The organism is Lysinibacillus sp. FSL W7-1291 (assembly GCF_038593415.1).
Taxonomy (GTDB): Bacteria; Bacillota; Bacilli; order Bacillales_A; family Planococcaceae; genus Lysinibacillus; species Lysinibacillus fusiformis_D.
In genome coordinates this window covers 800,102-814,396 of record NZ_CP151994.1, presented here as the reverse complement: position 1 = coordinate 814,396, position 14,295 = coordinate 800,102, and the positions used below count along the sequence as shown (strand labels likewise).

The window sequence follows — 14,295 nt, the reverse complement described above, 5'->3', positions numbered from 1 at the left end:
AAATTGAACTTTCGGGGGCAAAAAAGGGCAATCTAATGATTGTCCCTTACAAAGCCCTTATATACCATCGTTTCTGTATAATTACCCAATGATTACGCGTTCCTTTGGATAATGGAAGCTTGATTTTTTCCCTCTACCCCCACCACCAAGTGTGTAAAGGAAGGAAATTAACCCTACTCGACCGATAAACATTAAAATAATGATAATGATTTTACCAATGACAGATAAGTCCTCGGTGATTCCTAACGACATACCACAAGTACCGAACGCTGAAGTGATTTCAAAAATGATCTGAATCAGTGATGCTTGTGGCTCTGTGATGAGTAAGATAAGTGTAGCAATTAACACCATAAAAAATGCTAATAAAATAACAACGAATGAGCGAAAGACATCTATTAAATGAATTTCTCGCCCAAATACTTGAATATCTTCTCTTCCCCTAGCAAAAGTAATTAAGAATAAAATAGCTAAGGCAAAAGTAGTTGTGCGAATCCCTCCACCAACTGAGCTTGGCGAAGAACCGATGAACATAAGGAAACTCATAAATATATCTGTTGCTTCACTAAATGTCGTAACATCGTATGTTGTCAATCCAGCCGATCTTGTTGATACTGAATGGAACATCGCCGAAAATAGCGCCTCGTGCCAGGACATTTCCTTGAAGGAATGGAAAGATTCAAGAAGTAAAATGACAAGTGCACCTACAACAAATAAAATAGCGTATGTGGATGTAGTAATTTTAGTAAATAAACTAAAACGAAAATTCTCACGTCGATTGAGCAAGAACGTTTTTAATTCGATTAATACTGGGAAGCCGATAGCACCTAACACGATCAGTACCATTGTAACCATTTGTACAAAGTAATCATCATGAAATGGCAGTAAGCTCATTCCAGTTATATCGAAACCACCATTTGTTGTAGCAGAGATGGAAGCAAATATCCCATGTAAAAAGGCTTCTTCTAATGTATCAAAATAATTGGTGAAATGTAGCGTTAAAATAATCGTACCCGCAACTTCAATGCCAAATAAAATCTTTATGATTTCACGAATTAGTTTCACAACACCGGACAAATTATACTGGTTATGGTCAATCATAATTAATTGACGCTCACGCATCCCAATTTTTTTCCCTACTAGCAGCCACACAAAGGTACCAAGTGACATAATACCAATGGCCCCTAACTGTAAAATAACAAGAATCATCACAAGCCCAAAGGTTGTATAGGTTTCCGAAATAGTAATCGTTGTTAAGCCCGTGACACTAACTGCACTTACTGCTGTAAACAAGCTGTCTAAAAAGGAAATTCTTACGCCCTCTTGATGAACGCCTGGAAGTCGTAATAACAGGAAGGAAATCGCTATAGCTATAAAGTAATAAGAAACAAGTACCTGAAATGGTGTGACAAGTCTATTTGATGATTTTTTCCAAGGCACTTTAACAACTCCTCCCACATATGATGCCCAACTAGATAGATAATAGTATAGAAAAGATACATAAAAAAAGAAAGAGAAATAGTAACAACTATTCCTCCCATTTAGATACTAATTATTTTTTTTATGACGAACTCCCACTAGGTAGCCCACAAATGCAATGCCTAGTAAGACTATCCAGAATGTTAATTCCCAGGCAGTTGAATGAGGAAACTCTACAGGTAATATCCCTACTTTTTCATGAGCTAATGTTAAGATAACGAGCTTCACACCGACCCAACCAACGATAAGAAATGCTGCCGTTTCAAGTGAAGGATAATCGTTCAATACTTTAACAAACCATTGTGCTGCAAAACGCATCATAATGACACCGATAAATCCACCAAGAAGCATGACAATAAATTGTCCTCCATTGATGCCACCAATATCAAAATTTCCTAAGTGAGGCAAAGTTACAGCGATCGCAACGGCTGCCAGCATCGAATCAATAGCAAATGCAATATCTGCTGCTTCAACCTTAAGAACCGTTAACCAGAATCCAGAACCCTTTTTCTCTGCTCTTTCAGCTGTTTCCTCTTCATCATCTTTATGTTTACGCAAATCATATATATTTTTCGCAGACATAAACAATAGGTAGGCCGCACCGACTGCTTGGATTTGCCAATAGTTTACCAATACTGTAATAACAAATAAGGCGGAAAATCTGAAAATCAGTGCTCCAAATAGTCCATAAAATAACGCCTTTTTTTGCTGTTCCTGTGGTAAATGCTTGACCATCACAGCCATCACTACCGCATTATCAGCTGCAAGTAATCCTTCTAATACAACAAGGACAATTAACACCCAGCCGTATTGTAATATAATTGCTTCCATTCTAGTGCCTCCTCTAAGCTCTATCCCTAAAACGACCATTTTATCTAAAGTACAAAAGAAAAAAGCCTCTGCCCTAATTCAGGCAAAGGTCTCGCTAAGTAAATTCGTACCTATTTCTTTTATGGTACATCAATCTACACGTCATTACGTATAGAGCCATTCACTATCACACCCGATGGTCATAACCATGTCTTGACGAATGTGAAACCAGGACATATCATTCCTGTTAGCTACTCCCCTTTGACAAATTGTCGAAGGTATCTTCTTTCCATCATTATAGCACTATCATTTACAACTGACAAAAATATCTATATTGTTTTTACTTAATCTGAATTTGATAGCTCTTCTCTTCCTTATGTGCTAAATAAAAGGCAATCATTTTTGGCATCGTCTGTATAAAATCAGGGCATGTAATACCACCTTTTTGTAAAATTTGCTGTGCTTCAGCTGTGTCAAATGTGGCATTCCATGTTAAGTAATCCAGCGTTTCTTGTTCAACTCCAAGTTTTTTTCGAATAAAAGGAACTTGTAACGATAGCTTTGCTAATATAAATGGGAAACGTCCCTTTGGATAGACATTCGTTATTAATTTCACCATAGTACGGTATACTTCCTGTACAGGGTGAGGATTGGGATCTGTTAAATGAAGTGTCTTGCCTTCTGCACCTTGTTCATTCACTACAAAAACTGAGGCATTTAAAATATAATCAACGGGCACGACATTAATCGTTGATGTCGATCGGCCGATGTATGGAATAAAGGGTAAACCCTTTATTCGTTCTACTAAATTTAAAAAGAAGTAAGGTCCATCAAATTTAATGGTTTCACCTGTCATTGAATGCCCTCGCACTATCCCAGGTCTAATAATCGTAAGTGGTATTTCTGATTTTAAATCTTCAACTCGAAGCTCGGCCTCATATTTTGTTTCCTCATAGTAGTTTTTAAATGCTGGAGGCCGAATGAGTTCATTTTCACGCAGTATCCCTTCACGTGTGCCTGCCACATAGGCTGTACTAAAATACATATAGCGTTTTAAATTCGGTAAGGTGCGCACAAAATCATTGACCATTGTTGTACCATGGACATTCACTTTCCATGCAAGATCACGTGGTACCGCTAAATCATAAATAGCGGCTAAATGCCAAAGCACTTCTATTTTTGGTACAATTCCACTGATTATTTGATCGTCTAAACCCAGATTTGGCAGCGTAATATCGCCTTCTACAATATGAATTGAACAGTCAGGGAAAGCTTCTATTATTTTGCTTTTTTCCTGCTCTGCCTTAATGGTTTCACCTGCCAACACAATCGCAATAACTTGTTGTGTCTGTCTCTTTTGGAATAATGTCCGAATGAGTTGACTTGAAATGAAACCAGGAAATCCAGTAAAAAAATGAACGTTCATCTCCTATTCCCCCTTGAAATCTAGCGCATCTTTCTTGTTTCTTTATCCACTAAACTATAGATAATCGGTACAATATACAATGTTAGCAATGTCGAGGTTACAAGGCCTCCAATAACCGCAATCCCCATCGGTTGGTTCATCTCTGTTCCTTCACCAATACCAAGCGCTAGTGGAAACAGTCCTAAAATAGTCGTTAATGCCGTCATTAAAATCGGTCGAAGACGATCTTGGCTAGCCAGTAAAATAGCTTCATAAGCAGACATGCCCTTCGCCTTTAGCTGGTTAATATAATCGACAAGCACAATGCCATTGTTCACGACAATCCCTACAAGCACTAAAATACCGATGACAGACGTCACACCGATTAAAGTATGTGTTGCGAACATAGCAATCGCCACACCGATGATCATTAATGGGACTGTAAACATGATGACAAACGGATATTTAAATGACTCAAATTGCGCAGCCATTACAATATAAACTAGTACGATTGCTAGCATAACTGCTAATAGCATATCGTCAATTGCACTATCATAAAGCTCTCGATCCCCACTAAAAACAATTTGAGTAGCAGGCGGTAAATGAACTTGGGTCAATGCTTTATCTACTTTTGCCGAAATGCCGCCCAATGATTCCTTTGTTTCATAATCTACAAAAAAGGCTACTGCTGCTGCCTGATCAGAACGACGAATGGACACGGGTCCCTCTTGTATAGATACAGTAGCAACATCCTCTAATTTCACAAACAATCCTGCTGGAGAACGAAGCTGCATGGCTTTTAGCGCATCTATACTCGTATTAAATACCTGTCCAAAACCCGTATAAACGGGTAATACAGCGCCGTCCTCAGTAAGTAGTTGAGACGTTAATTGTCCTTTTGTCATTTGGTTCACGGTTTGAGCAATTTGTGCTGGGATAAAACCGTAGTCTTTTGCTTTTTCTCGATCAACTTCAATTTGAATCTCTGGCACAGTCTGGTCTAGATCCGTTGAAACCTTTGTTACTTCTTGAATCGCTTGTAGCTCTTGCTGCACTTTTTTAACAGTGTGCTGTAGCCTTTGTTCATCTGAGTCTGTTAATCGGAACGTTAATGTATGTGGTGACGAACCCGTTGCTGTTGATACATTAAATGTAATATCAGCTTGCTCTCCAAGCTCTCCCTTTATATCTTGCTCTAGCTCTTCCACAAATTCAAAAATGGAACGTTGCCTTTCTGCTAATGGTACTAGTTTGACATACATTTCAGCTTGATTGGCGCTCGTTTGTCCACGCGCTTGCGATTGTTGCGTACCCCCAATTAAGCTAACATAAACATCCACATCTTTTTCCTGCTTCAAGCGCTCCTCAATATGCTTCACTACCTTTTCTGTTTCCGATACAGCGACACCTTTTTCAAGATTGACACTTATAGATGTGAATCCTTCATCGGTAGGTGGTAAAAATTCTGTACCAATTCTAGTCAGCCCAAATAAGGATAAACCAAAGCACATCACCGTGAAAATTAGAATTAGCAGTCGATGCCGTAATACCCATACAATAGAGGATTTATAATGGTTGTAAAATTTAGAGCTACTGCGCTGCTCATAAAAATTGGTATTTTTCATTTTTAAAAGACGACTTGCTAGCATTGGGACGACAGTAAGCGCAACTACTAGAGAAGCGATTAGGCTGAACGAAATCGTTAGGGCGAATTCTGTAAATATTTGTCCAATCAATCCTTCGATAAACATAACAGGAATGAATACGGCTATAGTAGTTAACGTGGAAGCTGTAATAGCAAGTGCAACCTCCTTAGTTCCTTCCTGCGCTGCAGTGATAGGATCCTTTTCTAGCCCTAAATGTCTTTCGATATTTTCAATAACAACAATGGCATTATCCACTAGCATACCGATACCCAGTGCAAGAGCACCTAGTGTCATGATGTTAAGGGTAAAATCCGCAAAAAACATCAACACAAATGTCACAATAACCGAATAAGGAATAGCAATACCAATAATGATTGGACTCTTTACACTACGTAAAAAAACAAATAGGATGAACATCGCAAATAATCCACCTAAAATTAAAGAAGAGCCAATGTTATGAATGGCTAAATCTACATAATTACCTTGATCGACAAGAATGTCTGCCGTTATTCCCTTATATTGCTCTTTCTTTAGTAGTTCATCTAATGTTTGCTGAAACGCTTTGGAAACTTCTGCTGTATTCGCGCCAGATTCCTGTAAAACGGACATAAGGACTGCTGGATGCTCATTGGCACGAGTTGTCGTAATAGATTGTTGCTCTGTCCTCTCTACGGTTGCAAGATCGCTCACAATTAGCGCTTCACCTGTTAACGGGTTCACTGAAACGATCAAACTTGCAATACTTTCAGGTGACGATAATGTACTTACAATACGTGTTGTTAACAGCTTACCATCATCTGTTGAAACAGGTTCACCAGGGAGAGATACATTATTCGCTTGGATAATTTGTATAATGTCTGCTTGTGTTAAGCCTTTTTCCACTAGCTTTGCTTCGTCTAATATTATTTGAACTTCCTCGATCAACTTGCCAGAAACATTTACACTTGCAACACCCTCTGTCCGTCGCAGTTCTTTTTCTAAGTCCTCTGCTAATAAACGTACATCTACATCATTATTTTCTGCACGTAATGATAGTTGAATAATGGGAAATTGAGACGGATCAAACTTTAAAAAACTAGGCTTGCCCGCATCATTTGGCAGCGGTGTCATATCAATTCGCTGTAAAATATCGAGTTGGATATCTTCCATATTCGTGGACCAATTAAACTCAAGCATAATTAAATTAGAGCCTTCTTGTGAGGTTGACTGTAGTTTTTTTATGCCAGGTAAGGTGGCAAGTGTAGCCTCTAATGGTTTCGTTATCTTCTCATTCACCTCTGTTGGACTTGCCCCAGGATAAGAAGTGACAACAACACCTATGGGGGGATTTAACTCTGGAATTAACGTAATCGGTATTTTTAATAAGGAAACACCGCCTAACAGGATGACAAAAAGCATCGTAACAATTGTAAAGACGGGTCTTTTAATGGAAAAATGACTAATATTCATATAAACAAACTCCTTTTTCTACCTCTTCCTTTCTAGGATAGCCGATTTATAAATGAGCTAAGCCCCCTTCAATTAGTTCGTCGTGCAATATATTTCCTAATACTGTCTATATTCTACAAACAGTGTCAATTTTCCTTGCAAAAAAACACGAATCGCAAAATTGTCGATTCGTGTTTGGTAATTATAGAAGGCTATAAAGTTTAATGTTTTCGTTTTTATCAGCAAACCAGCGCATGGCAAACTCATTTTCAAATAGGAAAACAAGATTATCAAAGCGGTCTTTCACTAACATAGATCGACCAGAAGACATGGACTCTTTAACATCCTCTTCGTTTTCAATCCATCGTGCAATTTTAGAACCGATTGGCTCCATTCTTACTTCCACATTGTATTCATTTTTCATACGATGCTCAAACACTTCAAATTGTAATTGACCAACTGCACCAAGAATGACTTCCTCTGTATGCAGCGTTTTATAATATTGAATAGCACCCTCTTGTACCAATTGTAAAATCCCTTTATGGAATTGCTTTGATTTCATTACGTTTTTCGCTGTTACACGTACGAATAGCTCTGGTGTAAACTGCGGTAATTTTTCAAATTGGAATGTTTTCTTGCCACCTACAACAGTGTCCCCAATTTGGTAAGTTCCTGTATCATATAACCCAATAATATCTCCCGCAACCGCTTCATCTACGGTCTCACGATCATCTGCAAGGAATTGTGTAGATTGAGTCACTTTAAATGACTTACCTGTACGAGCTAATGTCATATTCATTCCGCGCTCAAATTTACCAGAAACAATGCGTACAAAGGCAATGCGGTCACGGTGGGCAGGATTCATATTGGCTTGAATTTTGAAAATGAAACCTGAAAACTCATCATGTTCAACAGGATCAATAAATTGCTCATCTTCGGTAATTCTAGGCTGAGGTGTCGGTGCAAATTGTAAATAGGTTTCAAGGAACGTTTGCACACCAAAGTTTGTTAATGCTGAACCAAAAAATACAGGTGTTAATTCTCCACGACGAATTTTTTCCTCAGAATAGGCATTTCCAGCTTCATCTAGCAGTAAAACATCATCCATTGCTTGTGAATAATAAGAAGTAACTTTCATTGGATGCTCCACAGCAAGCTCTCCATTGTCGTCAATTGGTAAGAATCGTTCAGCTTCATCTGTGCGGAATTGCTCAATACGTTTATTATAACGATCGTAAATACCAAGGAACTCTTTCCCCATACCGATTGGCCAGTTCATAGGATAAGCGTTTATGCCAAGTACTTCTTCAAGCTCTTCTATTAACTCAAGTGGCTCTTTCCCTTGACGATCCAATTTGTTGATAAATGTAAAAATAGGGATACCACGCATTTTACAAACTTTAAATAGCTTTAATGTTTGGGCCTCGATCCCTTTGGCAGCATCCACTACCATGACAGCACTATCCACAGCCATTAATGTACGATATGTGTCCTCAGAGAAATCTTGGTGACCAGGGGTATCCAAAATATTCACACGAGAACCATTATAATCAAATTGCATTACGGATGAAGTAACCGAAATCCCACGTTGCTTTTCAATTTCCATCCAGTCAGACGTTGCATACTTACCTGTTTTTTTCCCTTTTACTGTCCCTGCGTCACGAATGGCACCACCAAATAGTAAAAGCTTTTCTGTAATCGTCGTTTTCCCAGCATCAGGGTGACTGATAATGGCAAAAGTACGACGTGATAGTATATCTTTTTCTAAATTTGAATTCATCTCGTCATTCTCCTTTTTTCATACTTAATAATAATAAAAGAAGACTTGCCTTTCGTACAACCTTTTTACATGAAATCTCAAAAAAGAAAACCCTTTAGTTCAACTAAAAGGGTTTCCTAACATTTAATCTTTCATTAAACAAATTTTAATCGGCCAGCTTCTATTGCAATTTCTGCATCACTATGTGGAAATTTTGTATCTTCAATAATTTGATAATCCTCATGACCTTTACCAGCAAAAATAATCATATCTCCTGGTTCGGCAACCTCAATGGCATGACGTACTGCCTCTGCCCGATCCCCGATACAAGCATAATGGTCATGAAGCATCCCTTTGGCAAGATCGCCCGTAATGCTATCATAGTCCTCATAGCGTGGATCATCTGTCGTCAAAATGACATATTCTGCAGCAGACGCTTTTTCAGCCATCGCAGGACGTTTCGATTTATCACGATTGCCACCTGTTCCAACTAAGAAAATCAGCTTACCCTTTTTATAAGGCTGTGCCGCTTCAATCGCTTTTTCAATTGCATCTGGTGTATGGGCATAATCAATAAAAATTTGTACAGGTAAATCTGAACAAACTTTCTCCATACGACCTTTAACTGGCGGTAGTTGCTCTATTTGCTCAATAATGGACTCCATAGAATACCCACGACCGTAAAATGCAATCATAGCTGCCAACACATTGTAAATATTAAATTCACCAAGCAAATTCATTTTTACACGATAAATCCCTTCTGGCATTTCCACATCAAACAAAGTCATATAGTCGTGATATTCACAGTTAATGGCACGGAAATCGGCCTTTTCATTTTTTAAACCATATGTCCACACTGGAAATGGTGTCATTGCGGCATAGCGCTCTGACCAAGCATCATCAGCATTTAAGACAACAAATTTGCTCTTTTCTAAATCTTGTCCAAGTTGGGAAAATAATAAGCCTTTTGCATGGCCATATTCCTCCATCGTACCATGGAAATCAAGATGATCATGTGTTAGATTTGTGAAAATAGCGATATCATAATCAACACCTGCTAAACGTCCAAGTGCTAAGCCATGTGATGAAACTTCCATCGTCATTAAACGACAACCTTCCATTTTTGCTCGGAAAATCATTTGTTGTGTCGATAAAGCATCACTCGTTGTATTGGCAGATTCATATAAAATACCATTTAAATTAAAACCGATTGTGCCGGATAAAGCGGATTTTTCGCCCATACCATGCATGATATTTTGAATAATTCCTGTTACGGATGTTTTACCATTCGTTCCAGTTACTCCAATCATCGTTATATCCTTAGAAGGATAATCAAAAAACTTTGCGGCTAATAAGCCTACCGCACGATCTGTATCTCTGACAATCACTTGTGCAATTGTCTCTCCTAACGGTAATTGACGTTCTGTTACAACGATTGTTGCGCCACCATCCACTGCCTTTTGCGCATAATCATGCCCATCCACTGTGTAACCTTTGATACAAACAAACATGCTATTTGGTTGCACACTTCTTGAGTCAATTACAATATCACTAACTTGATCTGGCAACACGCCAATTATTTTTTTCAAAGGTAATGCGCTTAACAATTCCTCTGCATACATTTCATAGTCCTCCAATCAATCTCTACACTCATATCATCATTTTTGATTACTCGACAAAAAACGACAAGATGAATACCCCCACGTTCTATTGAACTTATTTTACTACTTATTTCATGATAAATAAAATGCCTCAGATGTGTTTTTTCAACGAAAACGCTTTCATTTAAAGAAATAATTATGTTTTCTTCGAAATTTTCATTTATAATCACAAATCGACGATTTTCGACATAATTAGGAAGATTTTTTGAGGACAAAGAGGTTATTTTTCAAGGGAGACATCCTAAGATATCTCCCTTCTAATTTCTATTTCATAATGGACCGCACAATTTTCACTTTTTGTTTATATGGTGGGAACAATACATTTGTCTCAAGCTTAGAGGACTTCTTTAAAATGGATTTAGGATGTGTAAAGTTTTCAAAGCTTGCTTTGCCATGGTACGCTTTCACACCAGATGGTCCAACACCACCAAATGGTAAATGTAAATTTCCAACATGGGTGATGGTATCGTTTATACATCCACCACCGAAGGGTAATTCCTCCAAAAAGTATTGTATGGCCTTTTCATGTTCTGAGAAGAAATATGCCGCCAAAGGCTTTGGTAATTGACGAATTTGATGAATCGCCAGTGGTAACTCATTATACATCATAACAGGTAAAATAGGACCAAAGAGTTCTTCCTGCATAGATGGGCTTGTCCATTTTACATACTCGATGATTGTTGGCTCAACATATAAATCATCACGATCAATTCGGCCGCCAAATGTAATGGCATCTCGTTCTTCCTTGATAATTTGTTGTAAACGATCGAATTGTCTCAAATTCACAATACGTCCGTAATCAGGGCTTTTTAAAGGATTTTTGCCATAAAACGATCGGATCGTTTCTTTTAAGATTTTCATAAAACGGTCATAAACATCTTTATGAACAAGTAAATAATCGGGGGCCACACATGTTTGCCCAGTATTTGTAAATTTACCCCATACAATCCGCTTTGCTGCTACTTCTAAGTTTGCAGTTTGATCGACAATCGCTGGACTTTTTCCACCAAGCTCTAAAGCAATTGGTGTCAAACGTTCTGCTGCTGCCTTTGCTATCACTTTTCCAACAGCTACACTGCCTGTAAAGAAAATGTAATCAAAGGACGCATGAATAAGAGCTGTTACTTCTTCTTTTTCACCTTCTACCACACGTACATAGGAGGAATGAAACGTTTCTTCAATTATTTTTTTCACAATAGCTGCTGTATGGACAGACGCTTCTGACGGCTTGACAATTGCTGTGTTCCCTCCAACAATGGCACCAATTAATGGTTCCATAACTAGTTGAAATGGATAATTAAACGGTCCAATAATTAATGTGACACCATAGGGTTCACGAACAATGAAGCTTTTGCCCATTTGATATTGTATCGGTGTTTTAACTGCTTCTGGCTCCATCCATTCTTCTACATGCTTTACCATATATGAAATACTATCTAAAACAATGCCAATTTCAGTTGCATATGCTTCAAATTCGCTTTTACGAAGATCTAAATACAGCGCATTCAAGATGTCTTTTTCGTATTTTAAAATGGAAGTTTTTAACTTTTTTAATTGTTCTTTTCGAAACTTTACACTTTTTGTTGCACGAGAAAAATAAAATTGACGCTGCTCTGTAATCATATTTTCCACATCTTGTGACGTAAAATTCATCAATAAAGCACCCCTTTTTTTAAAATGCCATACATAGTTTTTTCATTTTGAAACAAACTATCATTGTCTATACGATACAACATCGGAGGGCAAAAATCCTCTTTCTGCATCGGGGGTGAAATGGCTTTATGTGAAAATGAAATGTTTTAGTTTTTTTATCTCGGGAAATATACAACTACATATTAAAACTGAAATGGGGGCGTAGATGAATGACAACAACAACTGGGACATGGTGGGAGTCCATATTTTCTGGACCATTATCACACGGAATTTGTGAAGAAAAATTATTGCTATTGCAAGATGAAGCTTTTTTATATCTCTCTACAATACCTATGGAGAATGAAGAAAATGTTGAAATCAATTAAAGAAAGCGCATTATAGGATGCCCCTATAATGCGCTTTTACCACGTTAATTAACGATTAACACTTTCTGTAATTGTTCTAACACCGCTTCCAATCTGCTGCTAGCCTCTTCTTCAATCGCAAAGCCACCTTCCTCAAGGCGAATAATTTGTTTATCCACAATATAAACAGAATGGGTAATTGATGTTGCTCCAAGCACAGCTAAAACTGGCTTTAATGCATATTCTAATGCCAATAAATGACCGATTGAACCTCCTACAGCAATAGGAAGTACGATCTTCCCAAGCAAGGCTTTTTGAGGCAGTAAATCCAAGTAGGTCTTCAAAATACCTGTATAGGAAGCTTTATAAATAGGGGTTAGTATGACAATAAAATCAGCTTGCTCAACATGCGCATTTTCTGCTTGGATTTCCTTACTGGCAAAATTGGCAGTGAGTAAATCGGTAGCTGGTAGTTCATGTACATAATTGGAATGTACCTCTATTCCTCGCGCAATAAAATGATTTTCCACCTTTTCATGAATGGCTGTAACTCTAGAATTTTTCGAATTGCTCCCATTCAAAATAACTGCTTTTGTCATTTTTCCCACTCCTTTTAATCATTGTCATTAAAAAAGGCTTCTATTTTACAATCAGGCGGATTACCGTTTTGTAAAATAGAAGCCTCTAGTTGCCTAGTCAACTCTAATACCAAGTATTCTTATAAAATTAATCTAACATAAATTCTCTGAATGTCAATAGCTTTTTTATGATTGGTGAATTGCTTTCCCAAAAACAGCCTTTGCGGCATCTCCAATATGCTCCGACACCGTTGGATGTGGGAAGATCATCTGCGCAAGTGATTGGGCTGTACCACCTGCATTTTTTGTTGCCAATATAGCATTAAGCATTTCTGTGGCACCATCGGCTACAACACATGCACCTAAAATTTGACCACTTTCCTCTGCTGTAATTAACTTCACAAAGCCTTCTGTATTCCCCTCCATTAATGCCTTAGGATTTGTCTGTAGTGGCATTTTGGTCACGGTGTAAGGTATTGTGACCTGCTCCTCTAATAAACCAAATGTAGCAATTTCCGGATGTGTATAAACGCAACGAGGAATTGAATTTTGGTCAATTGATGTTGGCTGTTTGCCCACAATATAATCGACAACGTAAATGCCTTCAGCACTGGCAGAATGCGCTAGCTGATAACCATCTACTAAGTCGCCTATGGCATAAACATGTGGCTGACTTGTCTGTAAATGTTCATCCACTGCAATTAATCGACCATCTAAAGTTAAGCCTAATTGCTGAGCGATTTCTGTATTGGGACGACGACCAGTTGCAAATAAGAGATTTTCATATGTATAAGCACCTTTAGATGTATGGATGCTATTGCCTTCAAACTTTTCAAACTTGAAATCTGTCACAAGCTCGATATTAAGTTTTTTCATTTTTTCTCGAATCAGCGGTCTTGCTTCAGCCTCTTCCGTTTGTAATATGTCCTCACTATGATTCAGTAACGTTACCTTTGTACCAAGTGGCGCTAAACTAAAGGCCATTTCAACTGCAATTACCCCACCCCCAATAATGGTTAATTGAGCTGGTAACTCGTCTATATCAAAAAATGTATCCGTTGTAAAATAGGTCGAAGTTGCTAAACCCTCAAATGGGGGGACAAATGGTTTACTGCCTGTCGCTAAAATAATATCTGTAGCCATTATCGTCTCATTCCCAATTGTAATCGTTAAATCCTTTGCGACAGAGGCCTCACCACGATATAAAGTAATCTGATTGCTGACAATATAGTGCTCAATATTGTTTAACAGCTCTTGAATAATTGTATCTTTTCGCTGCATCAATCGAGGAAAATGAATTTCCACTTGAGACACTTCAATTCCCCAGCTCGTCCCTCGTTTAATTTCCTGTACAAGCTTACTATGCTCCAATAAAATTTTTGAAGGAATGCAGCCAACATTATAACAGGCTCCCCCTAGCTTATCCCGTTCGATGAGAGCAACCTTTTTGCCATGTTTCGCTGCATGTATGGCAGCCACATAGCCACCTGGTCCCGCTCCAATGATAGCAATATCAAATTTTTCCATAATTTTCA

The 14,295-nt window shown here is 38.1% G+C and carries 10 protein-coding genes; 1 reads left to right on the top strand and 9 read right to left on the bottom strand.

All coding sequences use genetic code 11. From position 1 onward, the window contains the following. Nucleotides 1-81: 81 nt before the first annotated feature. The 7 genes from NST76_RS03730 to NST76_RS03700 form a co-directional block, all read right to left on the bottom strand. Nucleotides 82-1,437 carry a potassium transporter TrkG gene (locus tag NST76_RS03730; RefSeq protein ID WP_036125865.1) on the bottom strand — a complete coding sequence of 452 codons (1,356 nt, stop codon included), beginning with the start codon at nt 1,435-1,437 and terminating at the stop codon, nt 82-84. A 108-nt stretch (nt 1,438-1,545) separates the two neighbouring features. Then, nucleotides 1,546-2,307: a TerC family protein gene (locus NST76_RS03725; protein WP_058845180.1), complete on the bottom strand. Its 762-nt coding sequence runs from the start codon at nt 2,305-2,307 to the stop codon at nt 1,546-1,548. Between the two features lie 319 nt (nt 2,308-2,626). Next, nucleotides 2,627-3,712: an SDR family oxidoreductase gene (locus NST76_RS03720; protein WP_058845181.1), complete on the bottom strand. Its 1,086-nt coding sequence runs from the start codon at nt 3,710-3,712 to the stop codon at nt 2,627-2,629. A gap of 20 nt (nt 3,713-3,732) precedes the next feature. After that, on the bottom strand, nt 3,733-6,786 hold the full coding sequence (locus tag NST76_RS03715) for an efflux RND transporter permease subunit (RefSeq protein WP_342544641.1): 3,054 nt from the start codon (nt 6,784-6,786) through the stop codon (nt 3,733-3,735). 181 nt (nt 6,787-6,967) lie between these two features. Beyond that, on the bottom strand, nt 6,968-8,545 hold the full coding sequence (locus tag NST76_RS03710) for a peptide chain release factor 3 (RefSeq protein ID WP_058845183.1): 1,578 nt from the start codon (nt 8,543-8,545) through the stop codon (nt 6,968-6,970). A gap of 134 nt (nt 8,546-8,679) precedes the next feature. After that, on the bottom strand, nt 8,680-10,146 hold the full coding sequence (locus NST76_RS03705; protein ID WP_036125930.1) for a UDP-N-acetylmuramoyl-L-alanyl-D-glutamate--2,6-diaminopimelate ligase: 1,467 nt from the start codon (nt 10,144-10,146) through the stop codon (nt 8,680-8,682). Nucleotides 10,147-10,449: 303 nt separating this feature from the next. Beyond that, nucleotides 10,450-11,838: an aldehyde dehydrogenase gene (locus tag NST76_RS03700; RefSeq protein WP_058845184.1), complete on the bottom strand. Its 1,389-nt coding sequence runs from the start codon at nt 11,836-11,838 to the stop codon at nt 10,450-10,452. 209 nt (nt 11,839-12,047) lie between these two features. Here NST76_RS03700 and NST76_RS03695 point away from each other — a divergent pair, with 209 nt between their 5' ends. Continuing rightward, on the top strand, nt 12,048-12,203 hold the full coding sequence (locus NST76_RS03695; RefSeq protein WP_186436192.1) for a hypothetical protein: 156 nt from the start codon (nt 12,048-12,050) through the stop codon (nt 12,201-12,203). A 44-nt stretch (nt 12,204-12,247) separates the two neighbouring features. Here the strand turns inward: NST76_RS03695 and ssuE are convergent, their stop codons facing one another. After that, nucleotides 12,248-12,781, bottom strand: coding sequence for an NADPH-dependent FMN reductase (gene ssuE / locus NST76_RS03690; RefSeq protein ID WP_036125935.1), 534 nt, complete (start codon nt 12,779-12,781; stop codon nt 12,248-12,250). A 165-nt stretch (nt 12,782-12,946) separates the two neighbouring features. Continuing rightward, nucleotides 12,947-14,287, bottom strand: a complete 1,341-nt coding sequence (lpdA, locus tag NST76_RS03685; protein ID WP_342544639.1) for a dihydrolipoyl dehydrogenase — start codon at nt 14,285-14,287, stop codon at nt 12,947-12,949. Between the last annotated feature and the right edge of the window lie 8 nt (nt 14,288-14,295).